General features: G+C 60.0%; 24 protein-coding genes and 2 pseudogenes. 15 read left to right on the top strand and 11 right to left on the bottom strand.

Annotated features, from left to right (window positions below):
• Positions 1-45: 45 nt before the first annotated feature.
• The 4 genes from aroC (at position 46) to QMK50_RS06710 (ending at position 3,357) form a co-directional block, all read left to right on the top strand.
• Positions 46-1,137: a chorismate synthase gene (aroC, locus tag QMK50_RS06725; RefSeq protein ID WP_095167962.1), complete on the top strand. Its 1,092-nt coding sequence runs from the start codon at positions 46-48 to the stop codon at positions 1,135-1,137.
• Positions 1,138-1,165: 28 nt separating this feature from the next.
• Positions 1,166-2,320, top strand: a complete 1,155-nt coding sequence (locus QMK50_RS06720; protein ID WP_320332818.1) for an MFS transporter — start codon at positions 1,166-1,168, stop codon at positions 2,318-2,320.
• Entirely contained in the window at positions 2,317-2,859 is a 543-nt protein-coding gene (locus QMK50_RS06715; RefSeq protein WP_320332817.1) for an acireductone dioxygenase, read from the top strand. The genes QMK50_RS06720 and QMK50_RS06715 overlap by 4 nt, the downstream gene beginning before the upstream one ends.
• Positions 2,860-3,090: 231 nt before the next feature.
• Positions 3,091-3,357, top strand: coding sequence for a helix-turn-helix domain-containing protein (locus tag QMK50_RS06710; protein WP_095167966.1), 267 nt, complete (start codon positions 3,091-3,093; stop codon positions 3,355-3,357).
• Between the two features lie 62 nt (positions 3,358-3,419).
• Here the strand turns inward: QMK50_RS06710 and QMK50_RS06705 are convergent, their stop codons facing one another.
• On the bottom strand, positions 3,420-3,698 hold the full coding sequence (locus tag QMK50_RS06705) for a DUF3509 domain-containing protein (protein WP_095167968.1): 279 nt from the start codon (positions 3,696-3,698) through the stop codon (positions 3,420-3,422).
• A gap of 407 nt (positions 3,699-4,105) precedes the next feature.
• Between QMK50_RS06705 and QMK50_RS06700 the strand changes: the two genes are divergently transcribed.
• From QMK50_RS06700 to QMK50_RS06680, 5 genes are all read left to right on the top strand, one after another.
• A complete protein-coding gene (locus QMK50_RS06700) occupies positions 4,106-5,944 on the top strand; it encodes a long-chain-acyl-CoA synthetase (RefSeq protein ID WP_095167970.1) in 1,839 nt (612 codons plus the stop codon).
• 97 nt (positions 5,945-6,041) lie between these two features.
• The gene (locus tag QMK50_RS06695) at positions 6,042-6,560 is read left to right on the top strand and encodes an ankyrin repeat domain-containing protein (RefSeq protein WP_095167972.1); all 519 of its coding nucleotides are present in this window, start codon (positions 6,042-6,044) and stop codon (positions 6,558-6,560) included.
• A 90-nt stretch (positions 6,561-6,650) separates the two neighbouring features.
• The gene (locus QMK50_RS06690) at positions 6,651-7,181 is read left to right on the top strand and encodes a hypothetical protein (RefSeq protein WP_095167974.1); all 531 of its coding nucleotides are present in this window, start codon (positions 6,651-6,653) and stop codon (positions 7,179-7,181) included.
• Positions 7,182-7,257: 76 nt separating this feature from the next.
• Complete coding sequence (locus tag QMK50_RS06685; protein ID WP_095167976.1) at positions 7,258-7,449, top strand: PLDc N-terminal domain-containing protein; 192 nt, start codon at positions 7,258-7,260, stop codon at positions 7,447-7,449.
• A 402-nt stretch (positions 7,450-7,851) separates the two neighbouring features.
• Positions 7,852-9,945, top strand: a complete 2,094-nt coding sequence (locus tag QMK50_RS06680) for an LTA synthase family protein (protein ID WP_095167978.1) — start codon at positions 7,852-7,854, stop codon at positions 9,943-9,945.
• Positions 9,946-10,007: 62 nt separating this feature from the next.
• Here the strand turns inward: QMK50_RS06680 and QMK50_RS06675 are convergent, their stop codons facing one another.
• Positions 10,008-10,160: a DUF3309 family protein gene (locus QMK50_RS06675; protein ID WP_095167980.1), complete on the bottom strand. Its 153-nt coding sequence runs from the start codon at positions 10,158-10,160 to the stop codon at positions 10,008-10,010.
• 286 nt (positions 10,161-10,446) lie between these two features.
• Between QMK50_RS06675 and QMK50_RS06670 the strand changes: the two genes are divergently transcribed.
• The 3 genes from QMK50_RS06670 (at position 10,447) to csrA (ending at position 11,987) form a co-directional block, all read left to right on the top strand.
• A complete protein-coding gene (locus QMK50_RS06670) occupies positions 10,447-11,262 on the top strand; it encodes an SDR family oxidoreductase (RefSeq protein ID WP_095167982.1) in 816 nt (271 codons plus the stop codon).
• A gap of 65 nt (positions 11,263-11,327) precedes the next feature.
• Positions 11,328-11,660, top strand: a complete 333-nt coding sequence (locus tag QMK50_RS06665) for a YnfA family protein (protein ID WP_159997392.1) — start codon at positions 11,328-11,330, stop codon at positions 11,658-11,660.
• Between the two features lie 141 nt (positions 11,661-11,801).
• A complete protein-coding gene (csrA, locus tag QMK50_RS06660) occupies positions 11,802-11,987 on the top strand; it encodes a carbon storage regulator CsrA (RefSeq protein WP_095167985.1) in 186 nt (61 codons plus the stop codon).
• 3 nt (positions 11,988-11,990) lie between these two features.
• Here csrA and QMK50_RS06655 read toward each other — a convergent pair whose 3' ends face one another.
• The 6 genes from QMK50_RS06655 to QMK50_RS06630 all read right to left on the bottom strand — a co-directional run bounded on the left by QMK50_RS06655 (position 11,991) and on the right by QMK50_RS06630 (position 18,080).
• Complete coding sequence (locus tag QMK50_RS06655) at positions 11,991-12,218, bottom strand: YheU family protein (RefSeq protein ID WP_095168255.1); 228 nt, start codon at positions 12,216-12,218, stop codon at positions 11,991-11,993.
• 73 nt (positions 12,219-12,291) lie between these two features.
• A complete protein-coding gene (locus tag QMK50_RS06650; RefSeq protein WP_166591345.1) occupies positions 12,292-13,479 on the bottom strand; it encodes an osmoprotectant NAGGN system M42 family peptidase in 1,188 nt (395 codons plus the stop codon).
• Positions 13,480-13,576: 97 nt separating this feature from the next.
• The gene (gene ngg, locus QMK50_RS06645) at positions 13,577-15,307 is read right to left on the bottom strand and encodes an N-acetylglutaminylglutamine synthetase (protein ID WP_320332816.1); all 1,731 of its coding nucleotides are present in this window, start codon (positions 15,305-15,307) and stop codon (positions 13,577-13,579) included.
• A 3-nt stretch (positions 15,308-15,310) separates the two neighbouring features.
• Positions 15,311-17,083, bottom strand: coding sequence for an N-acetylglutaminylglutamine amidotransferase (locus tag QMK50_RS06640; RefSeq protein WP_320332815.1), 1,773 nt, complete (start codon positions 17,081-17,083; stop codon positions 15,311-15,313).
• A 36-nt stretch (positions 17,084-17,119) separates the two neighbouring features.
• Entirely contained in the window at positions 17,120-17,953 is an 834-nt protein-coding gene (locus QMK50_RS06635; protein WP_320332814.1) for a site-specific integrase, read from the bottom strand.
• The gene (locus QMK50_RS06630; protein ID WP_237235026.1) at positions 17,943-18,080 is read right to left on the bottom strand and encodes an HNH endonuclease signature motif containing protein; all 138 of its coding nucleotides are present in this window, start codon (positions 18,078-18,080) and stop codon (positions 17,943-17,945) included. Before QMK50_RS06630 ends, QMK50_RS06635 begins: the two co-directional genes overlap by 11 nt.
• Here QMK50_RS06630 and QMK50_RS06625 point away from each other — a divergent pair.
• Together QMK50_RS06625 and QMK50_RS06620 are read left to right on the top strand one after the other, a co-directional pair.
• A pseudogene (locus QMK50_RS06625) lies at positions 18,080-18,587 on the top strand (glycoside hydrolase family 104 protein). The gene QMK50_RS06630 and the pseudogene QMK50_RS06625 sit on opposite strands and share 1 nt — an antisense overlap.
• Positions 18,584-19,102, top strand: coding sequence for a lysis system i-spanin subunit Rz (locus QMK50_RS06620; protein WP_159997382.1), 519 nt, complete (start codon positions 18,584-18,586; stop codon positions 19,100-19,102). Before QMK50_RS06625 ends, QMK50_RS06620 begins: the two are co-directional and overlap by 4 nt.
• Before the next feature lie 745 nt (positions 19,103-19,847).
• Here the strand turns inward: QMK50_RS06620 and QMK50_RS06615 are convergent.
• A complete protein-coding gene (locus QMK50_RS06615; RefSeq protein WP_159997380.1) occupies positions 19,848-20,549 on the bottom strand; it encodes a tetratricopeptide repeat protein in 702 nt (233 codons plus the stop codon).
• A gap of 586 nt (positions 20,550-21,135) precedes the next feature.
• Positions 21,136-21,345, bottom strand: a pseudogene (locus tag QMK50_RS06610) (hypothetical protein).
• A 247-nt stretch (positions 21,346-21,592) separates the two neighbouring features.
• Between QMK50_RS06610 and QMK50_RS06605 the strand changes: the two are divergent.
• Positions 21,593-21,865 carry a hypothetical protein gene (locus QMK50_RS06605; protein WP_159997378.1) on the top strand — a complete coding sequence of 91 codons (273 nt, stop codon included), beginning with the start codon at positions 21,593-21,595 and terminating at the stop codon, positions 21,863-21,865.
• A 251-nt stretch (positions 21,866-22,116) separates the two neighbouring features.
• On the opposite strand, the gene mnmC is transcribed toward QMK50_RS06605, so the two are convergent.
• Positions 22,117-24,099 carry a bifunctional tRNA (5-methylaminomethyl-2-thiouridine)(34)-methyltransferase MnmD/FAD-dependent 5-carboxymethylaminomethyl-2-thiouridine(34) oxidoreductase MnmC gene (gene mnmC, locus QMK50_RS06600; RefSeq protein WP_159997376.1) on the bottom strand — a complete coding sequence of 661 codons (1,983 nt, stop codon included), beginning with the start codon at positions 24,097-24,099 and terminating at the stop codon, positions 22,117-22,119.
• Positions 24,100-24,189 lie beyond the last annotated feature (90 nt).

Here is a 24,189-nt window from a genome sequence, read left to right as displayed (position 1 = left end):
TATACTGGCGCGCACTTAGTTCAGCGATTTCACGGAGCGCCCTGCATGTCCGGCAATACCTACGGCAAGCTGTTCACTGTCACCACCGCGGGCGAAAGCCATGGTCCGGCGTTGGTCGCCATTGTCGACGGCTGCCCGCCGGGTCTTGAGTTGTCCCTGGACGACCTGCAGCGCGATCTCGACCGACGCAAGCCAGGCACCAGCCGCCACACCACCCAGCGCCAGGAAGCCGACGAGGTGGAAATCCTCTCCGGCGTGTTCGAAGGCCGGACCACTGGCTGTGCCATTGGCCTGCTGATCCGCAACACCGACCAGAAGTCCAAGGACTATTCGGCGATCAAGGATCTGTTCCGCCCGGCCCACGCCGACTACACCTACCACCACAAATACGGCGAACGCGATTACCGTGGCGGCGGTCGCAGTTCTGCGCGCGAAACTGCCATGCGCGTGGCGGCCGGGGCGATTGCGAAAAAGTACCTGGCGACCCAGGGCATCGTGATTCGCGGCTATATGAGCCAGTTGGGCCCGATCGAAATCCCGTTCAAGAGCTGGGACTCGGTGGAGCAAAATGCGTTTTTCAGCGCCGACCCGGACAAGGTGCCGGAACTTGAGGCCTACATGGATCAACTGCGCCGCGACCAGGACTCGGTCGGCGCCAAGATCACCGTGGTCGCCGAAGGCGTGAAGCCAGGCCTGGGTGAGCCGATCTTCGACCGCCTCGATGCCGAACTGGCCCATGCGCTGATGAGCATCAACGCGGTCAAGGGCGTGGAAATCGGCGCCGGGTTCGCCAGCGTCGCCCAGCGCGGTACCGAACACCGCGACGAGATGACTCCACAAGGTTTCCTCAGCAACAACGCCGGCGGCATCCTCGGTGGCATTTCTTCCGGCCAGCCGATCGTTGCCCACCTGGCGCTCAAGCCAACGTCGAGCATCACCACCCCGGGCCGCTCGATCGATGTCCATGGCAACCCGGTGGACGTGATCACCAAGGGCCGTCACGACCCCTGCGTCGGCATCCGCGCCACGCCGATTGCCGAAGCGATGATGGCCATTGTGTTGATGGACCACCTGCTGCGCCATCGCGGGCAAAACGCCGACGTGCGTGTCAGCACCCCGGTGTTGGGCCAGCTGTGAAGCCGGGCCCTGACGTCGCCGCGGTCTGATGGCCGTGGCGGTGCTCCCGTACTGGCGGCTTTCCAGCTTTTATCTGTTTTATTTCGCCTTGCTCGGTTCGACAGCGCCTTTTTTGGCGCTGTACTTCGATCACCTGGGGTTTTCGCCTGCGCGTATCGGCGAGCTGGTAGCGATCCCGATGCTGATGCGCTGCATCGCGCCCAATATCTGGGGCTGGCTGGGTGACTACACTGGCCGGCGCCTGGCCATTGTGCGTTTTGGCGCGGTCTGTACGCTGCTGACGTTCTGCCTGATCTTCGTCAGCAAGAGTTACGCCTGGCTGGCAATGGTCATGGCCCTGCACGCGTTTTTCTGGCACGCGGTGCTACCGCAGTTCGAAGTGATCACCCTCGCGCACCTGCAAGGCCAGGCTTCGCGCTACAGCCAGATCCGCCTGTGGGGTTCGATCGGCTTCATTATCGCGGTGGTTGCACTGGGGCGGCTGTTCGAATGGTTGAGCCTGGACATCTACCCGGTAACCCTGGTGGTGATCATGGCAGGGATCATCATCAGCAGCCTGTGGGTGCCCAACGCCCAGCCTGCGCCCGGCAACCGCCTGGCAGGGGAGGGCTTCGTCAAGCAGTTGCGCAATCCGGGGGTCCTGGCATTTTATGCCTGCGTGGGCCTGATGCAGCTCAGCCACGGGCCGTACTACACCTTCCTGACCCTGCACCTGGAGCGCCTGGGCTACAGCCGTGGAGTGATCGGCATGCTCTGGGCCGTGGGAGTGGTCGCCGAAGTCCTGATGTTCCTGTTCATGAGCCGGATCCTGGCGCGGTTTTCAGTGCGCCGAGTGCTGCTGGCCAGTTTCCTGCTGGCCGCCTTGCGCTGGCTGCTGCTGGGGTCGTTCGCCGAGTTTCTCTGGGTGCTGTTGTTTGCGCAGGTCCTGCACGCGGCCACCTTTGGCAGCTTTCACGCCGCAGCCATTCATTTTGTCCAACGCAGTTTCGGCCCGCGCCAGCAGGGGCAGGGCCAGGCGCTCTACGCGGCGCTGGCCGGCACCGGTGGTGCGCTGGGGGCTTTGTACGCCGGCTACAGCTGGAATGCCCTGGGCGCCACCTTCACCTTTAGTATTGCAAGCCTCGCCGCGCTGGCTGCAGCCGTTATCATTGCCACACGCATGCAAGAGGAGTTGCCGAAATGAGCAGCCTGTCGGTTTACCACGTTTCAAGCCCGGACCTGCCGAACAAGGTCCTGACCCACTTCGACGACATCAGCGCGACCCTGGCCGAACAGGGTGTCAGATTCGACCGTTGGCAGGCGGCGGCAAAGCTTCAGCCGGGCGCCAGCGATGAAGAGCTGGTGTCCGCCTATCAGGGGCCGATCGACCAACTGATGACCGAGCGTGGTTACCATGGGGTGCAGGTCATCAGTGTCAGCAGCGAGCAGCAACAACCCGCCGAACCGCCTGCCGAGCTCCTCGAAGAGCAGCATTTTGACGAGGACCTGGTACGGTTGTTTGTTGCCGGACGTGCCCAGTTCAATTTGCACATCGGCGATTATGTGTACGCCGTACTCTGCGAGAAAAACGACCTGATCCTGCTGCCTGCCGGTACTCGGCACTGGTTCGACAAGGGTGAGCGACCGCACTTCGTGGCCATCGGCCTGTTCACTGCTGTGGAGCCGCTGCCCCGCATCACCCCAGGTGACTTCGCCGGGCACTTCCCGCGGCTGGAAGATTAAACTGCCGACCGGATACGCGACAGGCGATTAAACGCTGGCGCAGTGCGTCATCCGGGCTTTCCTTGTGCTGTGCGTAGGACGTTGCCTATTGCTGAGTCAGTGAAGACTGATTCAGCGTTCATGCGCTTGTTTAATCCGCCCTCTATGTAACTCTTTCTTTCTGACACTCAACCACTGGCCCGGACGATCACCGTTCGAGTTCAGGCATGGACGATCACCAGGAGAAAGGTAATGGACAGCGCAACGGGTGACGCCGGGCCGGAGGTCAAGCCAGTCAAGCGCCGACGCCCGGATCGGGCAGGCAAGCCGCTGAGCGAGAAGGAACTGGAGATCCTGCACTGGGCCAAGCGCGGCAAGACCGTTTGGGAAATCAGTGTGATTCGCTCGATCTCCCAGGCCACGGTGAAATTTCACCTGGCCAATATCTACGCCAAGCTGCAGGTCAGCAACCGTGCTCAAGCGGTGGGGGAGGCGGCCAGACGCGGTATGTTGCGCTGAAAAAAGGGCCACCTGACTGTGTGTCAGGTGGCCCAGGGAAATCTGCTAGCAACCCGCTTCGATTACATCGAGTGATAGGTCGGCAGGGCAAAGCGCTGTTGGCTCTGCAGCATGGAAATTTGCGGCAATTCACTGGCCTGTTCCGCCAGGTCGCGACGAATAGCGCTGATCACCCAGGACAGTTGATCGCCAGCATGCAGTTGGGCGTAGGAAATCGAGCGCTTGAAGACTTTGCCTTCACTGCTGCGCAAGGTCAGCAGAATGCCGCCATCCGGGCGTGCCTGGGTGGTGACGTCGAAGTTGGAGAACAGCGAAGTGAATTTTTCTTGGATCAGGCTCATGTCTATCAGCTCCGTGTGCACATGAATGGCAAGCATGGAGGGGTAGTTGCAGTGATTGTGCCAGTATCGTTATCTAAAAAAATCCTTATAAATCAATGATATACGAAAAAGTGAATTTTTCGGATTCGTGCATTCTGCATGAATGGCCATCGTGCATCCTGCATTTTGCGAGATTGCACGGCCGTTTGCGGGCCCACCTGGCGGCAGTGGCAGTGGGCGAGGGCCGGATACAAAACATTTCAAAAACCGCGTGTACAGCGACAGAACCCCTGGCGTACTTTTTTGCCGTTAAGCAGAGGTTTTCCGTTGTGTCTCATACAGGGATGAAGTTGCCCGAACACCTCGATTGCATGTTCGCCCGACAATAACAATACAGGCCCGCCGCAGAGGGCCGAACGGGAGCAACCATGAGCAGCACGCACCACGACACTATTACCTGGAGCATGATGCTCCGTAAGTTGCCGTCGATCGTCAAAGCCCTGCCCCGGGTGGTCAAGGGCCTCAAGGTGGCCAATGTCAAACAGCCGGACCAGCCTTGTGGCCTGGCGTTCACCTTCGAACAGGCGACAGTTCGTAACCCTGATGGCCCCGCCTTGCTACACGGCAGCGTGTCGCTGACTTATGCACAGGTCAACCAGTGGGCCAACCGTATCGCTCATCACCTGTTGGCCCAGGGCATCGGCAAGGGCGACGTGGTCGGGGTGTTCATCGAGAACCGTCCTGAACTGCTGGTCACGGTGCTGGCGGTGGCCAAGGTCGGCGCCGTCAGCGCCATGCTCAATACTTCGCAAACCCACCAGGCGCTGCTGCACAGTGTCAACCTGGTCAAGCCGGCGGCCATTGTTGTCGGTGGAGAGTTGGTCCAGGCCTATTCGGCGATTCGCCAGCAGGTCGCCATCGATGACTGCCGCACCTGGTGGGTGGCTGACCAGGATTGCTCTCGGCATCACGGCGAGGCACCAGAGGGCTTGCGCAACCTGATGGCCGAGAGTGCCGATTGCGCAAGCGACAACCCGCCCAGCAGCCAGCAGGTGTTTCTCGATGACCCGTGCTTCTACATCTATACCTCCGGCACCACCGGGTTACCCAAGGCCGGGGTCTTCAAGCACGGTCGCTGGATGCGCAGCAGCGCCAGCTTCGGCATGATCGCCCTGGATATGAGCCCGGACGATGTCGTCTATTGCACCTTGCCGCTGTACCACGCGACGGGCCTGTGCGTGTGCTGGGGCTCAGCCATCTGCGGCGCCTCGGGTTTCGCCATTCGGCGCAAGTTCAGCGCCAGCCAGTTCTGGAACGATGTGCGTAAGTACCAGGCTACAACCATCGGTTACGTGGGTGAGTTGTGCCGCTACCTGATCGACCAGACGCCGGCCACTAACGACCGGGATCACGCAGTCGTGAAGATGATTGGCAACGGCTTGCGCCCCGGCGTGTGGAGCGAGTTCAAGGGGCGTTTTGCGGTCAATCACATCTGTGAACTGTATGCCGCCAGTGACGGCAACATAGGTTTCAGCAACATCCTCAACTTCGATAACACCATCGGTTTTTCGCTGATGTCCTGGGAGTTGGTGGAGTACGCCCACGACAGCGGTGCGCCGCTACGCAACAGCAACGGCTTCATGCAGAAAGTCGGCAAGGGCCGGCAAGGCCTGTTGCTGGCGAAGATCGACGACAAGGCTCCGCTTGACGGCTATACCGACCCGCAAAAGACCGAAAAAGTGGTGCTGCACGATGTGTTCGAGAAGGGCGACCGTTATTTCAATACCGGTGACTTGCTGCGCAACATCGGTTTTGGTCACGCGCAGTTCGTCGACCGGTTGGGCGACACCTATCGCTGGAAGGGCGAGAACGTGTCCACCACCGAAGTCGAGAACATCCTCTTGCAACACCCGCATATTGCCGAGGCGGTGGCCTATGGCGTGGAGATCAGCAACACCAACGGGCGTGCCGGCATGGCGGCGATCACCCCGGCCGAATCCCTGGCGACCCTGGATTTCAGTGAACTGCTGAGGTTCGCCCGCGAGCAGATGCCGGCCTATGCGGTGCCGTTGTTCCTGCGGGTCAAAGTCAAGATGGAAACCACTGGCACCTTCAAGTACCAGAAGACCCGACTCAAGGACGAAGCCTTCGACCCCGGCAAAACCGGCGACGATCCGATCTATGCCTGGCTGCCCGGTTCAGACACTTACGTGCAGATCACCGAACAGGTACTGGCGGATATCCATGGCGGCAAGTTCCGTTATTGATTGTGGCTATGGTGGCATGAGAGAAAAAAGGGGTGACAGGGGGCAGGCCGCTTGCGGACACTAGCGGCCTATCGATTGACCGAATGTGGAGTCACCCATGTCAGACCAACCCCGCCAGATGACCCCGGAAGAAGCCGCCGAGTTTGCCGAGCAGGTTTTCAACAAGGCCCGTGAAGGCGATGCGGCGATGCTCGCGGCGCTGTTGAGCAAGGGTTTGCCGCCGAACCTGCGCAATCACAAGGGCGACACCCTGTTGATGCTGGCGGCTTACCACGGGCATGTCGATGCGGTGAAAGTGCTGCTGGAGCACAAGGCCGACCCGCAGATTCGCAACGACAACGGCCAGAGTCCGATTGCCGGGGCGGCGTTCAAGGGTGACCTGGCGGTGGTGGCGGCACTGGTCGATGGCGGGGCGGAGATCGAAGGTTCGTCCTTCGATGGCCGGACCGCGTTGATGATGGCCGCAATGTTCAACCGCACAGCCATCGTCGACTACTTGATTGGCAAGGGCGCAGATCCCAAGGCCAAGGACGCCAACGGCATCACCGCGCTGGACGCGGCCAAGACCATGGGCGCGGTGGATACCACGGCGCAATTGGAGAAGATCCTCGGCTGATAGCCGGGTGGGCCGCAAGCTTCGCTGAATAATTACCGCCAAATACGCTATCCTTCGCGGCCGAAAATCTCCCTCGCTACAGGATCTGCCATGAAAGCCGCACTCATCGAACTCATCAGTAAAATCAGCTCCGGCTGCATGAGCGACGCGCAAATCGTGCAGATCGCCGATGAGGCGGCGCAGGCGTACGCCGACCCGGAGGCGTTCCTGGCGGCCAATCCGGACATCAACTACGACGACACTTTCCCGATTGCATTGGGCGAGTGGGTGGTAGTTGGCAGCCTGCCGGACACCGTGCTGTTCCAGGCTGACACCTATATGGACCTGTTCGAGCAGATCGTTGCGTCGTTCGGCCCCGGTGTGGCGTTCAACATCAAGCCCAAGCAACTGGCCAAGACCGAGGCGCTGACCGCGCTCAACCGGATCCAGATCCAGATGGGCAGCATGAACCCGGAAAACGGCGGTTACACGCTGCTCAACTTCAGCCAGTTGCTCGACGACGAAATCCAGCTCGTGCTGGTGTATGGCAACGACGTGGCACGGGTGCTGGAGTTGTGTGCCGAAGTCGGGATCAATGCGGCGCCGTCCCTGGAAGCGCTCAAGGTAGCCGTACACGTTTAACTCACGGCAATAAAAGGGAACCCTCCCGGGAGCCGGCTATCCTAAGGGGGGAATGCCTTCTATTGGGAGCGACACCATGGGTTCTACCTTTAATGGCCTGGTTGGCCTGATTATCCTGGCGCTGGATATCTGGGCGATCATCAACGTGCTCAAGAGCGGCGCGCAAACCGGGATGAAAATCGTCTGGATACTGCTGATCCTCTTGTTGCCGGTACTGGGCCTGATCATCTGGGCCATCGCTGGGCCGAGGGGCAACGTGCGCCTATAGCCCCCATCAACAACCGTAGCAGCTGTCGGGCAGCGCGAGGCTGCGTCAACGGCCGCAGGACGTTCATCCGGATTGGCAAGATAGCCGGGGGTCGCTGCGCAACCCAACGCAGCCTTCGGTAGCTGCTACAGGACCAGGTTAGCTCGCAGCCTTTTTTGTGTTTCCAGATATGCGTTGCACGAAATTTTCACAACCGCTCCAAGACAATTCGCCCGCTTGTTTTTCATCCCCGGTTTTCGCCCCGCCAGTGCTTGCGAGTAATAAATGGCAATGCCGTGGGTGATCGTGCAACATTTGTGCTCCGCGCAAGGTCCCGGCCATTTCCCCCAAGTCATGGCAATAAGAAAGCCTGGGCGCCGCTACTTCTTTGTAACTTCAACTTCCAATGGGTCCTAAAACGACATGGCAAACACGGACGCCCTGAATCAGCAGCGAGCCTCGAATCGCTTGCTGCAACCGACCGTCAAATCCCATCTGGCGTACACGCTACTCTGCGCCCTGGTCATGATGGTGATGCTCTCCCTGCTGCGCCTGGCGTTGCTGGTGTACAACCGGGAGATGATTCTTGACACACCGGCTTCGACTTTCCTCGAAGCTTTCGCCAACGGCCTGCGTTTCGACCTGCGTCTGGTGATCTACCTCAGCATCCCGCTGTTGCTGTCGCTGTTCAGCGTCCGGGCGATGGCCGCCCGTGGCCTGTTCCGGTTCTGGCTGACGGTAGTGTCGAGCATCGCGCTGTTCCTTGGCCTGATGGAGATGGACTTCTACCGTGAGTTCCACCAGCGCCTCAACGGCCTGGTCTTCCAGTACGTGAAGGAAGACCCGAAGACCGTGATGAGCATGCTCTGGTACGGGTTCCCGGTGGTGCGCTACCTGCTGGCCTGGGTGGTCGGCACTTGGTTGCTGAGCCTGGCGTTCAAGGGCGCTGACCGCGCTACCCGGCCGCGTGGCCCGTTCAGTGGCGGCAATGTCGGCACCCGTCAAGTGGCGCCGTGGTACACCCGCGTTGCCGTGTTCATGGTGTGCCTGCTGATCTGCGTAGCGGCCGCCCGTGGCACCCTGCGTCAAGGCCCGCCGATGCGCTGGGGTGACGTGTACACCACCGACTCGAACTTCGCCAACCAGTTGGGCCTCAACGGCACCCTGCAACTGGTGGCCGCGGCGAAAAGCCGAATGTCCGAAGACCGCGACAACATCTGGAAAGCCACCCTGCCGCAGCCTGAGGCGCAGCAGATCGTGCGCGACATGCTGGTCATGCCGGACGAGAAGCTGGTGGATGCCGACAGCGCCGCCGTGCGCCGGGATTTCCTGCCGCCTGCCGACAAGACCCTGCCGATCAAGAACGTCGTCGTGATCCTGATGGAAAGCATGGCCGGTCACTCGGTCGGAGCGCTGGGCGCGCCGGGCAACATCACCCCGTACCTGGACAAACTGTCCAAGGAAGGCCTGCTGTTCGACCGTTTCTTCTCCAACGGCACCCACACCCACCAGGGCATGTTCGCCACCATGGCGTGCTTCCCTAACCTGCCAGGCTTTGAATACCTGATGCAGACCCCGGAAGGCAGCCACAAGCTGTCCGGCCTGCCGCAGTTGCTCAGTGCACGCAAGTTCGACGACGTTTACGTCTACAACGGTGACTTTGCCTGGGATAACCAGTCGGGTTTCTTCAGCAATCAGGGCATGACCAACTTTGTCGGCCGCAACGACTTCGTCAACCCGGTGTTCTCCGACCCGACCTGGGGCGTGTCCGACCAGGACATGTTCGACCGTGGCCTGGTAGAGCTCAAGGCGCGTGAAAACGGCAAGCCGTTCTATGCCTTGCTGCAAACCCTGTCCAACCACACCCCATACGCGTTGCCGACTCCTTTGCCGGTGGAGCCGGTCACCGGTCGTGGCAGCCTCAACGAACACTTGACCGCCATGCGCTACTCCGACTGGGCACTGGGGCAGTTCTTCGAGAAGGCCCGCAAGGAGCCGTACTTCAAGGAAACCCTGTTTGTCATCGTTGGCGACCATGGGTTTGGCAACGAACGGCAGATCACCGAAATGGACCTGGGCCGCTTCAACGTGCCGATGCTGATGATCGCGCCGGGTATCCAGGAAAAGTTCGGTACCCTGGATCACACCGTGGGGACTCAGGTCGACATCGTGCCGACCATCATGGGCCGCCTGGGCGGCGAAACGCGTCACCAGTGCTGGGGGCGTGACCTGCTCAACCTGCCGCAGGGCGACACCGGCTTTGGCGTGATCAAGCCTTCGGGTAGCGAGCAGACTACGGCGATCATCACCCAGGACCAGATCCTGGTGCTGCCGAAGGAAAAGGACATGGCGCCGAAGATGTACCAGTACCAACTGGGCGCCAATCCACGTGCCGAGATCATCCCGGACGCACCGCGTACCGCTGAGATGAAACAGAAACTGGAAGCCTTCCTGCAGACAGCAACCAAAAGCCTGATCGATAACACCGCTGGTGTGGTCGACGGCACGCCGGACTAAGGCCTGGCGTAATACAAAAAAGAGGCCCGTTCGGGCCTCTTTTTTTGCCTGCAGTTTTTGTCTTAGATCCTGCCGAGCAACAGCAATACCAGCAGCACCACGACCACCACGCCGATCACCCCGGATGGCCCATAGCCCCAACTTCTGGAGTGGGGGAACACCGGCAGACCACCGATCAACAGCAGAATCAGGATAACCAGAAGAATCGTGCCCATGTCGAATTCCTTATTGGAGAGTCATTGAACGTCGCATTGGTTGAATAACAGGCCCGACTGCAATAAATCCGAGCGGCTTAATATTTCCGACTGTGGCCGGCGCGAGAAAATTCAAAGTTTCTTTACTGCTATTTGCTTGCCGGTTTATTTCGTTTATCAACCACCGCGAGGGGGCTGCGCTGTGGTTCGGTTTGCCTGGGGCATTCAGCGCTTTGATGGTCATGGGTGTAGGAAATTCCTTCGCTACACTGCGAGCATCTTTCCCAGAACAACAAGGCAACTTCCTATGCAAAATCGCATGATGATCACTGGCGCCGGGTCCGGCCTGGGTCGCGAAATCGCTCTGCGCTGGGCTCGTGAAGGTTGGCAGTTGGCCTTGTCGGACGTCAGCGAGCCCGGTCTGCAGGAAACCCTCAAGCTGGTCCGCGAGGCCGGCGGTGATGGCTTTGTGCAGCGCTGTGATGTGCGCGACTACAGCCAGTTGACGGCCTTTGCCCAGGCCTGTGAGGTCAAGTTCGGCGGCATCGACGTGATCGTCAACAACGCTGGGGTCGCCTCAGGTGGCTTCTTCAGCGAGCTGTCGCTGGAAGACTGGGACTGGCAGATCGCAATCAACCTGATGGGCGTGGTCAAGGGCTGCAAGGCCTTCCTGCCGCTGCTGGAGCAAAGCAAGGGCAAGATCATCAACATCGCTTCGATGGCGGCACTGATGCAGGGGCCGGCCATGAGCAACTACAACGTGGCCAAGGCCGGCGTGGTGGCGCTGTCCGAGAGCCTGTTGATCGAGTTGGCGCAACAGGAGATCGGCGTGCACGTGGTCTGCCCGTCGTTCTTCCAGACCAACCTGCTCGACTCGTTCCGCGGCCCGACCCCGGCCATGAAGGCCCAGGTCGGCAAGTTGCTGGAGAGCTCGCCAATTACCGCCAGCGATATCGCCGACTACATCTACCAGCACGTCGCGGCTGGCGAGTTCATGATCCTGCCCCATGAACAGGGGCGCATGGCCTGGGCACTGAAGCAGAAAAACCCGCAATTGCTGTACAACGAAATGACCGTCATGGCCGACAAGATGCGCGCCAAGGCCCGGCAAAACGCTAGCTGAACTTGCGACTCAGAGGCGCGATGGTTAGGGTTGCCGCATTCTGGCAACCCTGACGAGATGTGCCCATGCTCAACTACCTGTGGTTCTTCCTCGCGGCGCTGTTTGAAATCGCCGGTTGCTACGCCTTCTGGATGTGGCTGCGCCAGGGCAAAAGCGCCTGGTGGATGGTCCCGGCGCTGCTCAGCCTGACGCTGTTTGCCCTGCTGTTGACCAAGGTCGAGGCGACCTACGCCGGGCGAGCCTATGCCGCTTATGGCGGGATCTACATCGTTGCCTCGATCGCCTGGCTGGGGCTGGTCGAGCGGGTGCGCCCGTTGAGTTCGGACTGGTTGGGGGTAGCCCTGTGCGTGCTGGGGGCGAGCATTATTCTGTTTGGCCCACGCTTCACGTCGACCTGAGTCATTTGGCGGGTATTGCAGGGGATGTCTGTAGGGTAATTCGATCTGGCGTGTAGGAATGGGCTATTTTCCTGGCGCTGTCTTGAAGCTCCGGAGTTCGCCGGCCATCTTCAGGGCTCGGTAACCTCAAGGACTAGAGCCATGCTTGTACTCAGCCGCGTTGTCGGTGAATTGATCTCTATTGGCGACACCATCACCGTGCGTGTTCTCGACGTCAGCGGTGGCAACGTGCGGTTCGGCGTCGAAGCCCCGCGGCACGTCAATGTCCACCGTTGTGAAGTCTACGAACGCATCCAGGCCAAGCGTGCCCGGGAAATGCGCGACTAAGGCTCAGTCGAACAGGTGCTTGGGCACATCGTGCTTGAGCATCAACTGGCACTGCTCGCTCTCGGGGTCGAAGACAATCAGGGCCTGGCCTTTGCTCAGGGCATTGCGCACCCGCAGCACCCGAGTCTGCAGCGGTGTGTCGTCGCCGTTGTCGGTGCCGTCGCGGGTGACAAAGTCTTCGATCAGGCGGGTCAGGGTGTCGACTTCAAGTTGGTCGTGGGGAATCAGCATGGCTACCTCGGTCATCAACGCGCCGATCCTACGGCGCTTCGCGCAGCAGGACCAGTGCAAAGTGACCCCGGTCCTAGGACGAACGTTGCCCTACCAGGCTGTCCACCGAGGGCACGCGGGTATCGCTTTCCATCTGTGCATCGTGTTCCAGTTGATGGCTGAAGCGATCCAGTGAGCCTTTGGCCGGCTGGGCGTCGCTGGCAAATACTGGCGGGCTGAGGATGTAGGCACCCAGCAAGCGGCTCAAGGCGGCGAGGCTGTCGATATGGGTGCGCTCGTAGCCGTGGGTGGCGTCGCAACCGAATGCCAGCAGGGCGGTGCGGATGTCATGGCCGGCGGTGACCGCCGAGTGGGCGTCGCTGAAGTAATAGCGGAACAGATCGCGGCGCACCGGCAATTCATGTTCGCTGGCCAGCCGCAACAGGTGGCGCGAGAGGTGGTAGTCATAGGGCCCGCCGGAATCCTGCATCGCCACACTGACCGCGTGCTCGCTGGAGTGCTGGCCCGGGGCGACCGGCGCGATGTCGATGCCGACAAACTCACTGACATCCCAGGGCAATGCCGCCGCCGCGCCACTGCCGGTTTCCTCGGTGATGGTGAACAGCGGATGACAGTCGATCATCAAGGGTTCGCCGCTGTCGACAATGGCTTTGAGCGCGGCCAGCAGGGCGGCCACGCCGGCCTTGTCGTCCAGGTGCCGGGCACTGATGTGGCCGCTCTCGGTGAATTCCGGCAGGGGATCGAAGGCGACAAAGTCGCCGATGCTCACGCCCAGCGAATCGCAATCGGCCCGGGTGGCGCAATAGGCATCCAGGCGCAGTTCGACGTGGTCCCAACTCACCGGCAGTTCGTCGACCGCGGTGTTGAACGCATGCCCCGAGGCCATCAACGGCAGCACGCTGCCCCGTATCACGCCGTTGTCGGTAAACAGGCTGACGCGGCTGCCTTCGGCAAAACGGCTGGACCAGCAGCCCACCGGGGCGAGGGTCAGGCGACCGTTGTCCTTTACCGCGCGCACGCTGGCGCCGATGGTGTCGAGGTGCGCGGAGACGGCGCGATCGGGGCTGTTTTTCTGGCCCTTGAGCGTGGCGCGAATGGTGCCACGGCGGGTCAGCTCAAAGGGGATGCCCAGTTCTTCAAGACGCTCGGCGACGTAGCGCACGATGGTGTCGGTGAAACCGGTCGGGCTGGGAATGGCGAGCATCTCCAGGAGGACTTTCTGCAGGTAGGCGAGATCGGGTTCGGGAATTTTACGGGTCATGGGAATTCCTTGAATTGACTTGAGTCGCGAGCGGCGAGCGGCAAGCGGCAAGCCTCAAGAGCTAACGCGCTCAGGCGTGACTCGCCGCTCGCAGCTGTCAGCTATGCGGAAACAACAGATCCACAAACCGCTCGGCCACCGGTTGTGGTTCGTGATTGGCCAGGCCGGCACGTTCATTGGCTTCGATGAACACGTAGTCCGGCTGATCGGCGGCCGGCACCATCAGGTCCAGGCCTACCACCGGAATATCCAGTGCCCGCGCCGCGCGCACGGCGGCATCGACCAGGGTGGGATGCAGCATCTCGGTGACATCTTCCAGGGTGCCGCCGGTGTGCAGGTTGGCTGTACGCCGCACACACAGGCGCTCACCCGCGGGCAGGATGCTGCTGTAGCTAAAGCCGGCGGCCTGCAGCGTGCGCTCGGTTTCGTGGTCCAGGGGGATTTTGCTTTCGCCGTCGGTGGCGGCCTGGCGTCGGCGGCTCTGGGCCTGGATCAAGGCGTCGATCGTATGCTGGCCATCGCCGATGATCTGCGCCGGGCGGCGGATGGCGGCCGCCACCACCTCGAAGCCGATCACCAGAATGCGCAGGTCGAGGCCTTGGTGGAAACTTTCCAACAACACCCGGGAGTCGAAGCGGCGGGCGTCGTCGATGGCCTGTTGCAGCTCGTCGATGCTCTGCAAGTCCACCGCCACCCCTTGACCCTGTTCACCGTCCAGGGGTTTGACCACCACCCGGCGGTGTTCGTCGAGAAACGCCAGGTTGTCGTCGGCGTTGCCCGCCAGTTGCTGGGCCGGCAGATTCAGCCCGGCGGCCTTGAGCACCTTGTGGGTCAGACTCTTGTCCTGGCACAGGCTCATGCTGATGGCACTGGTCAGGTCGCTGAGGGATTCCCGGCAACGCACCCGACGCCCGCCATGGCTGAGGGTGAACATGCCGGCCTGGGCATCGTCGACTTGCACATCGATGCCGCGCCGGTGGGCTTCATCGACGATGATCCGCGCGTAGGGATTGAAATCGGCCTGGGGCCCCGGGCCGAGAAACAGCGACTGGTTGATGCCATTCTTGCGCTTGATGGCGAAGGTCGTCAGCGTGCGAAACCCCAGCTTGGTGTAGAGCTGCTTGGCCTGACGGTTGTCGTGCAAAACCGAGAGATCGAGGTAGCTCAGGCCACGGCTCATGAAGTGTTCGATCAGGTGGCGTACCAGCACTTCGCCAACCCCGGGCCGCGTGCACTGCGGGTCGACCGCCAGGCACCACAGGCTGCTGCCGTGTTCGGGGTCGGCGAAGGCCTTGTCATGGTTGAGGCCCATGACGCTGCCGATCACCGCGCCGCTGTCTTCATCTTCGGCCAGCCAGTAGACCGGGCCACCGTGATGCCGGGGCGTCAGGCGCTGCGGGTCGATGGGCAGCATGGAACGGGCCTGGTACAACTGGTTGATGGCGTGCCAGTCGGCGTCGCTCTGCGCCCGGCGAATACGGAAGCCGCGAAAGACCCGGGTTGCCTGGCGGTAGTCGCTGAACCACAGGCGCAGGGTGTCGGAGGGGTCGAGAAACAGCTGCGCCGGCTCCAGGCCCAACACTTGCTGGGGCGCGGCCACGTACAGGGCAATGTCGCGCTCACCCGGTTCTTCATGGGCCAGCTCCCGGGCCAGGCTCGCCGCGTCGGGGAAGGTATGGCCGATCAGCAACCGGCCCCAGCCGCAATGCACGGCAATCGGCTCGCCCGCGTCGCTGCCGTCTTCGGCGAAACGCGCTTGCAGGCGTTCATAGGACGGTGCCTGGCCGCGCAGCAAGCGCTGGTTCAGCGCTGTGGCGTGAGGTTTCATCAGTCAGATTCCTTGTTCGCTGAGCCATAGGTTCAGCGCTGCCAGTTGCCACAGTTTGGAGCCGCGCAACGGGGTCAACTGGCCTTGCGGGTCGGTGAGCAGGCGGTCGAGCATGGCCGGCTTGAACAGGCCGCGGTCCTGGCTTGGATCCAGCAGCAGTTCGCGCACCCAGTCCAGCGTCGCACCTTGCAGATGCTTGAGGCCGGGAACGGGGAAATAACCCTTCTTGCGGTCGATCACCTCGCTGGGGATCACCAGGCGCGCAGCTTCCTTGAGCACCTGCTTGCCGCCGTCCGGCAGTTTGAATTTGCCCGGTACCCGCGCTGACAATTCCACCAGGCGGTAGTCGAGAAACGGCGTACGCGCCTCCAGGCCCCAGGCCATGGTCATGTTATCCACACGCTTGACCGGGTCGTCGACCAGCATCACCGTACTGTCCAGGCGCAACGCTTTATCCACAGGTGCGGCGGCGCCGGGCTGGGCGAAATGTGCCCGCACGAAGTCGCCGGCGGCGTCATGCTCGGTCAGCCATTGCGGTTGCACGGTGGCGGCGTAGTCGTCGTAGCTGCGGTCGAAGAAGGCCTCGCGATAGGCCGCATAGGGGTCGCTGGCGCCATCGACCTGCGGGTACCAGTGGTAGCCGGCAAACAGTTCATCCGCACCCTGGCCGCTTTGCACCACTTTGCAGTGCTTGGCCACTTCCCGGGACAGCAAGTAGAAGGCGATGCAGTCGTGGCTGACCATCGGCTCGCTCATCGCGCGGAACGCGGCGGGCAACTGCTCGATGATTTCCTTCTCGTCGATGCGCAGTTGGTGATGACGGGTGCCATAGTGCTTGGCGATCAGGTCCGAGTATTGGAACTCGTCACCCCGTTCGCCGCCCGCGTCCTGAAAACCGATGGAGAAGGTCGACAGGTCTTGCACACCGACTTCGCGCAGCAGCCCCACCAGCAGGCTGGAGTCGACGCCGCCGGACAGCAGCACGCCGACATCCACCGCCGCGCGCTGACGAATCGCCACCGCGTCACGGGTACTCTGCAGCACCCGGTCACGCCAGTCTTCCAGGGTCAGGTCGAGTTCGTCGGCGCGGGGTCCGTAGGGCAGCGTCCACCAGGTTTGCTGTTCGGTGCTGCCGTCAGCCTCGATACGCATCCAGGTCGCCGGCGGCAGTTTTTCGATGCCTGCCAGTAAGGTGCGGGGCGCCGGGACCACAGCGTGGAAGTTCAGGTAGTGGTTGAGCGCCACCGGGTCGAGGATCGGGTTGATGTCGCCGCCCTTGAGCAGGGCAGGCAAAGTCGAGGCGAAGCGCAGGCGCTGGCCGGTGCGCGACAGGTACAAGGGTTTCACGCCGAGGCGGTCACGGGCGATGAACAGGCGTTGGCTGTCGCGCTCCCAGATGGCGAAGGCAAACATGCCGTTGAGCCGGGGCAGCAGGTCTGCGCCCCAGGCGTGATAGCCCTTGAGCAACACTTCGGTGTCACCGCCGGAATAGAAGGCGTAACCGAGGCTTTCCAGCTCGGCGCGCAATTCGGGGAAGTTGTAGATCGCGCCGTTGAAGGCCAGGGACAGGCCCAGTTGACTGTCGACCATCGGCTGCGCCGAGCCGTCCGACAGGTCCATGATTTTCAGCCGTCGATGGCCCAGGGCGATCGGTCCCTGGCTGTGAAAACCCCAGGCGTCGGGGCCACGAGGCGCCAGGTGATGGGTGATTCGCTCAATGGCGGCCAGGTCGGCCGGTTGATGATCAAAACGTAACTCGCCAGCTAATCCGCACATGTACCGTAAACCCTTTGTATTTCGGCATGCATGTCACTACTGGTGATTTTCACGTACCGTTTTTGTACCACTTTCAATTTTGTCCAGCTTCTCAAGCTCTGCCCAATCACTCGGCGAGCTGATCCACTTGGCGTACGTCGAAAGCAGAACCTGAACGCTGTGCCCAAGCTGTGCGGCAATGAAAGCTGGGTTCATGCCGGACATCAAACACATCGTTGCGTACGTGTGGCGCGTGTCATACATCCTGCGATGCCGAATTCCTAACTTTCGCAGCGCGCTCAACCAGTAGCGTTTTGGGCCAGTCTCGGATCGGATAAACAGTTCCGACCTGTCACCCGATCCTTCCGGCGCGAACACATAATCAGAACGCGCCGCCGTAAGTGGCCTGGCTTTTTCGAGCGCCTTAATCGCGCGATCGTTCAATAAAACTTCGCGAGAGGTCTTTGTTTTAGTTCGCTCCTGGATCTTTCCGTAGATACGAATACGACAAATACGAGCGGTTTTCTTGCGCATATCAACCTCCGCCCAGCGCAGAGCCATCGCCTCTCCTGGGCGCATTCCGGTGTAGAACGAGAACTCAAAAAAGGAGGCGTAGATCTGTTGTAAACCGCTCGTCAGTTCGTACAGTTTGGAAATCATCAGGTCGGCTTCGGGGCGCGTGAAGGGATCGAGATCTCGCTTTGGAACGCGGGTTGCCGGAATAGATGCAGCAGGGTTTCGGGTAATGAGCTCGTCGCGCACAGCCTGGGTGAAGATCGTAGTCACCAGCCGAATGGCGTTCTTTCGGCGAACTGGTGACGTCCATTGAATGTCGTTGACGATCTTGCGCATGATCACCGGCGTGACCTTGTCCATCGGCTTATCGGCCAAGTAGGGCATCCTTGGTCACCAGCTTGAGGTTGGCCAAGTCAGTGTTACGTCTGTTTCCATCTAGAGGAGATACGTAGCAGCCATCAGGTATAGGGCCGTTTGCCTGTTCCCAAAATCGGCAAAGCAATGGCAAGACTTTCAGAGAGCAGGGCGGGCAGCCGCAATGCGCTCGCCTTCCTCGATATGCTGGCCTGGAGAGGGTACTGTCACCTCGCCGGCCACGGCCATGGATGGCTACGACGTGATCGTCACCGGCATCGACCGGAAGCCTGAGGTGTTCAAGGACTTCACCGATCACCCCTTTGCCCGGGGCTGCAAGTCCAAGGTCATCAACAGCAAGGGGCTGACCTCGAACGCCTCCGGCCGCTATCAGCAGATGCTCAAGGACTGGCCGCATTACCGGGCGCTGCTCAAGCTGCCGGACTTCAGCCCGATCAGCCAGGACCTGCTGGCCCTGCAGCACGTCCGCGAATGTCGGGCGCTGCCGGACGTGCATGCCGGTCGGATCGAAACCGCTATCAAGAAGTGCCGGAAAATCTGAGCCAGCCTGCCCGAGGCTGGCTATGGCCAGCGTGAACACCGCCTCGAGGACTTGATTAAGCAGTTCCGCCTGGCGGGCGGGGCGCTGTCATGAGCGTGCCGGGGTTGAAGGTGGTGCTGGTCGGGGAGCTAGTGATGGTACTGCTGGCGATTGGAGCAACCTGGAAGGTTCAGGACTGGCGCTACGGTAAGCAACTGGCAGAGCAGGCCGACCTACATCAGAACGATTTGACCGCCATCAACAACGCGGCCTCAGCCCAGATGAGCACGAATCAGGAAAACCGCCTTGCGCTCGAGCAGCGGTTGTCAGCTAACGATCAAGCCCACTATAAGGAAATGAGCGATGCTCAGACCAAACAGGCTCGCCTGCGTGATCGTCTTGCCACTGCTGATCTCCGGCTGTCAGTCCTCCTTGCTGAGGATTCAGCCGGTAGCTGGTCAGTGCCTACCACCGCCGGCGCCGTCGGCATGGTTCATGGAGGGGCGCGAGCCCGACTTGAACCAGCGCATGCTCAACGAATTATCGGCATTACCAATGCCGGCGACCAAGGATTGATCGCTCTGGCGGCTTGTCAGGCCTATGTCAAAGCCGTGACAGCAACAAAGTGAAAAAGAGCGACCGGGAAGAATGCGTCAACATCCACCCCGGTCGCCGCCCCTGCAGATGGTCCCTGAAAGTCCAGCAGAGGCTCTTGCTCCGTGCACAAAGCACGGATCGATTGATACGCTCTGAGATGATCGGCGGCTCTTTACTCTTTCAACTAAAACATTGAAGTTACTTAGGCTGAATACGTCAAAGTCTCTTCGCTCGCCCTATCAATTCTGATTCTAGGAACCTCTGGAGTTCCTGTGCCGAATCTAAAACCAAGGCTTGAGGATGCTTCTTGCAATAGGCGTATATATAACTCTCACGCTGACCTCTGTTCAAGGTGTTTTCTACCAAATCCACCCACTCAGGCGCATCCTGGTTTTGAGCATTCAAGTATCCTTCAGCCCATGTGGTAGCATGATCCAGGGCCGAATTGCCAGAAGGCAAGCTCCGCGTTACGTCCGCACATGAAACACCCCCGAACGAAATAGCCCGTGCCGAATGCTCGGCAATAGCTTGTTGCGACGCCTCCAAACTAAAAAACATCGCAAGAGTAAGAAAAGACCTCAAAGAATCACCGGCGGAGGGTTAATGTTTACGGGCATATTTTGGTAGTAGCAAATCCACCCACCTCCACGTGGTTCACTAGTAGGAGCATTATTGCAAGTATAGATCATTGCGGAAGAAACCCCAGCAAACGATAGCGACGGCAGCATAAATACTAATGCAGCCAGAGTAAGCTTAGCTTTTGTCATTCGATTATACTCAGAGTTCTTCATCAAGTGGGATGTATGGCTGGGCTAATATCGATGCTTTAGCCGACTTGGCCATAGTCGACTTCGATGATGCTTCGGCCTTTACTTCAGGCGATGACTTAATAGCCTCCAAGACTATTTTCAGATTTTCTGTTGGCGCCGACTTCACTGCTTGTTGAGCCAAACCTTCAGCACCGACAGAGTCCCCGGTCACCATCTTTAACTGACTCTTTGCCATAAGTATTTCTGATTCAATCACTGGGCGAAGACCAGGCTTCTCCCACTTATAAGAATCATTAACTGTTTGGGCAGTATTCAGCGATCTTTCTGCAGCATCAAAATCCCCTTTGATTGTTTCAACTTGTCCAAGCTGCGTATACAGGGATGGGGATGGTGTGTCGCTGAGATCAATGGCAGTGCGCAGGCTCCTCTCAGCCTTCTCCAAAAAATCACTGCGGCTGCGTGCTGCGAAACTTTGCTTGACGGCTACTTGTACATATGCCAGAGCCAACTTGCTATGAATCTCTGGAATTCTTGTTTTTTTTGCCCCGCCCGCAAGTGCTGCTTCCAAATGCTTGGCTGCATCTTCGTAGTTTCCAAGCCTGATATTGCTGGTTGCTAAAAACTCCAACGCATCCGAATCAAAATCCCCTTTCGGATAACTTCTCTCCAAGTAAGCAACAGCTTCTGCATCTCGGCGAAGCTCAGACAAACAACCAGCCTTAGTTAATACATGCGACTTCCAATCCCCAGACTGCCTAGAAGGCTCTCCTAGCTTCGCAAGTCGTGGAAGGGCCCGACTGCATGATTGAAACCATCCATTGGCCTGGATCTCCTGAGAGATTTCCTTAACTGAGTCAGCGAAAGCTATGCTATGAGCAGAGGCTATCGCTACTAACAACGCACTACGTACAAAAGCTACCATTGTCTTGCCTTCCTTTGCTTTACCACACGGTTGATCTGTCAATGAGCATCAAACTTACTGCCCTACGGGTCCGTCTTCTCTCGGTCGTACAGATGAGAATGATGCGCATTACGATATCACGTTTGCAAGCCGTGTTAAACGTCTGTGTGGACTGTTTCCATGAGGAGTTTGGCGCAGCGGGATAGCACTAGTTGATCAGTTGCCTCAAACGTGTCAGTGCGAGATCCTGGAGGCCACTCCAGGCGCCCGCGTCTAGGTACTCAATGCCCCCGGATATGCTAGTCAACAGGAATCTTAGTTGGGGGCCAGCGGATGCAAACGGTTGGTCATCGGACCATGGCGTAGAGTCTGCGGTAATCCGCCATATCCAGACTCATTCTGGGGTCAAAAGCACTGCCAGCGTTATTTTGATGAACTCTTCATTCCGGTCGATCGTGTCCAGGGCGCCGCGGAGGTTATCGGCGACGTCTGCCGAGCCGCGAGCCTCCACCTAGTTCGATAGCTCCATGATGGCGGCCTCGAGGGCGAGTTGGTTCTCGTTGAGCTTGTAGGGCAGGGAAGGGAATAGGTCAGAATTTGGCATCGCGAATCCTCGTTTATGAGCTCAGCAGAAGCACTGCGCTTCACGAAGATTTTAACGGTCGGCAGGGCGCCTGGTAAGGGGAGTGAGCTTAGAAGTGGCCAGATGCTATCCAATCGAATACATTCAGCCTTACCACGAACATGCCACAACATGGAAGCTGAAATGAAATTGAGAATTGATAAGGTGCCACGGGCACGGTGATGCAAGTGAAGAGCGAGTGCTGTTAACCGTACTCGAAGACTGTAACTTGAATAGCTATATGGTATCTGATGCGACATATACCGAAGATGGGAAAATATCCAACAAGCATCGCCACTCTAAATGGTTTGTCAATAAATTGGTGAGCAAGGGAGAGCGGGTTGCTCTGCACACCAAGGTCGGGCAGGACAAGGAGCGAAAAAATGGAGATGTTCTTTGGCATCACATTTACTGGAACTTTAAAACCCCTATCTGGAACGACGATGGCGATGCAGCTGTTTTGGTAGAGATCTCCAATTGGAAGACAACTAAAGCCCGGTAATTCTCGTACCACTTTTTATACCAATCATGCGTTTTTCAGGGGGATTTTAGGGGGTTGAATACCCCCTGAAGCCCTTTAAAACCCCCGGACCAAAAACGCCAGCTAATCCGCACATAAATTCCTTACCGGTTTTTCCGTTGGGGAGGGTCAATCTCGAACCCGCCGGAAGTGGCGGGTACTCAGAAACTGACCTGCTGCGGTGCTGTGAGTTTTAGATCGATCGGTTATAAGCAGAGGTTACCGGACTGGCCTCAGGCTTTGCCGCGAATCAACTGGCGCAAGGCAAATCGATTCGGGTGGCAGGCTTCAGCCACGCTGCGGGGCAGGGGCAGCGGTTCATTGTCCAGCCAGGCTGCGAGCAGCTCGCCAGACAGCGGAGCGGTGATCAACCCCCGGGAACCATGGCCGCTATTGACGTACAAGCCTTCGAGCCAAGGGCACGGGTGGTCCGGTACTTGCCGGGCGTCCTTGGCCAGTGCGCCATAGGCCTGGGTGAAGGCTTGGCTGTCGGCCAGCGGACCGACAATCGGCAGGTAGTCGGGGCTGGTACAGCGGAAGGCTGCGCGTCCCTGGAGTTGCTCCGGGTCCAGTTCGGATATGTGCAGGCGCTCGACCAGGTCGGGGGAGATGTCCTTGAGCATGTCCAGGTTGCCCAGGTGTTCGGCGGTGGTCGGCGTGAGGTCGTCGCTCTTGAAGTCGAAGCTGGCGCCCAGGGTGTGTTCACCCAGGCGCGCCGGGGCGACGTAACCTTCGGCGCACACGACGGTGCCGAGGCTCTGGCTCTGTGGGGTTTGCGCTAGACGAGTGATTTGCCCGCGAATCCGCTTGAGCGGCAAGTCGGCACTTTGCGCAAACTGTTTGATCTGCGCCGCGCCAGCCAGGATCACCACCGGCGCGCTGGCCAGCAGGGTCTCGCCATCCCAGGCTTGCCAGAGCTGGTCGACCTTGCGCAGTTGCAGTACTTCGCGGTGGGCCAGCAGTTGCACCTGGGGGTGGGCCGCTTGCCAGCGGCACAACGCAGGCGGGTGCACCCAGCCGCCTTCGGGGTAAAACAACCCGCCGTGTTCCAGGGCGATGCCGGCGATGGCCTGTGCCTGGAGGCGATCCAGCGGCTGCAGCAGATCGCTGGCAAACGCCGCCGCCAGCTTGGCCTGGCGCTCGGCTTCCTTGGCATCGAATGCCAGTTGCAGAACCCCGCAATCATCCCAGTCGTGGCCGCGGTGCAAGTGTTCGAGCAGACGTCGGGTATGACCGAAGCCGCTGACGATCATTTGCGAGAGGGCGGTGCCGTGGGCCGACAACTTCAGGTACAGCACCCCTTGCGGGTTGCCGGAGGCTTCCTGGGCGAGGTCGGCGTGGCGCTCCAGCAGGCTGACCTGCCAGCCACGTGCGGCGAGGCTGGCGGCACTCGCGCAGCCGGCCAGGCCGGCACCGATCACCAGCGCATGGCGTTCGCCCAGGTGCTGCGGCGGCCGGGCAAACCAGGGTTTGACGGCTGCCGGTGCTGGCGTCTCTGCGGGCCAGGCGATGAACGCCCCGCGCAGGATCTCCCATTTGTGGCCGATGCCCGGCGTGCGGCGCATCTTGAAGCCGGCGGCGTTGAGCAAACGACGCACCCAGCCGGTGCTGGTGAAGGTGCTGATGGTCGAGCCGGGAGCGGCCAGGCGCGCCAGTTCGGCGAACAGTTCGGCGGTCCACATCTCGGGATTTTTCGCCGGGGCAAAGCCGTCGAGAAACCAGGCGTCGATCTGCGCGTCCAGTTGTGGCAACTGCTCCAGGGCGTCGCCAATCAGCAGTGTCAGCGTGACGCGGCCATGGTCCAGTACCAGGCGCTGGAAACCCTGGTGGATGGCGACGTACTGCGCCAGCAAGGGCTCGGCGAAGGCCTTGAGTTCCGGCCACAGGGCCAGGGCTCGCTGCAGATCGGCAGGGCTCAGCGGGTATTTTTCAACGCTGATGAAATGCAGGCGCGCACCCGCCACTGCCTGCTGTTCAAACAGTTGCCAGGCACACAGGAAGTTCAGCCCGGTACCGAAGCCGGTCTCGCCAATCACCAGTTTTTCGCCGGCACTCAGGGCGGCAAAACGTTCGCTCAGGCGGTTTTGTTCGATGAATACATAGCGGGTTTCTTCCAGGCCCGATTGGTCGGAGAAATACACGTCATCGAACACCCGCGAGCGCGGGCGGCCTTGGTCGTCCCAGTCGAGCTGGGCGTGGGGCAATACAGGGTTCATGGCGGGCTCAGCATTGGCAAGGCCGCCATTCTAGCGGATCAGGGCAACGGCAACTGATCTATGGCAGCTCGGCGCGTATTACCCGCACAA

The sequence above is a fragment of the Pseudomonas sp. P5_152 genome, assembly GCF_033989915.1.
In the GTDB taxonomy this organism is placed as follows: Bacteria; Pseudomonadota; Gammaproteobacteria; order Pseudomonadales; family Pseudomonadaceae; genus Aquipseudomonas.
Note: the sequence above shows the minus strand (reverse complement) of the source record. Positions and strands in the feature narration are given on the sequence as shown.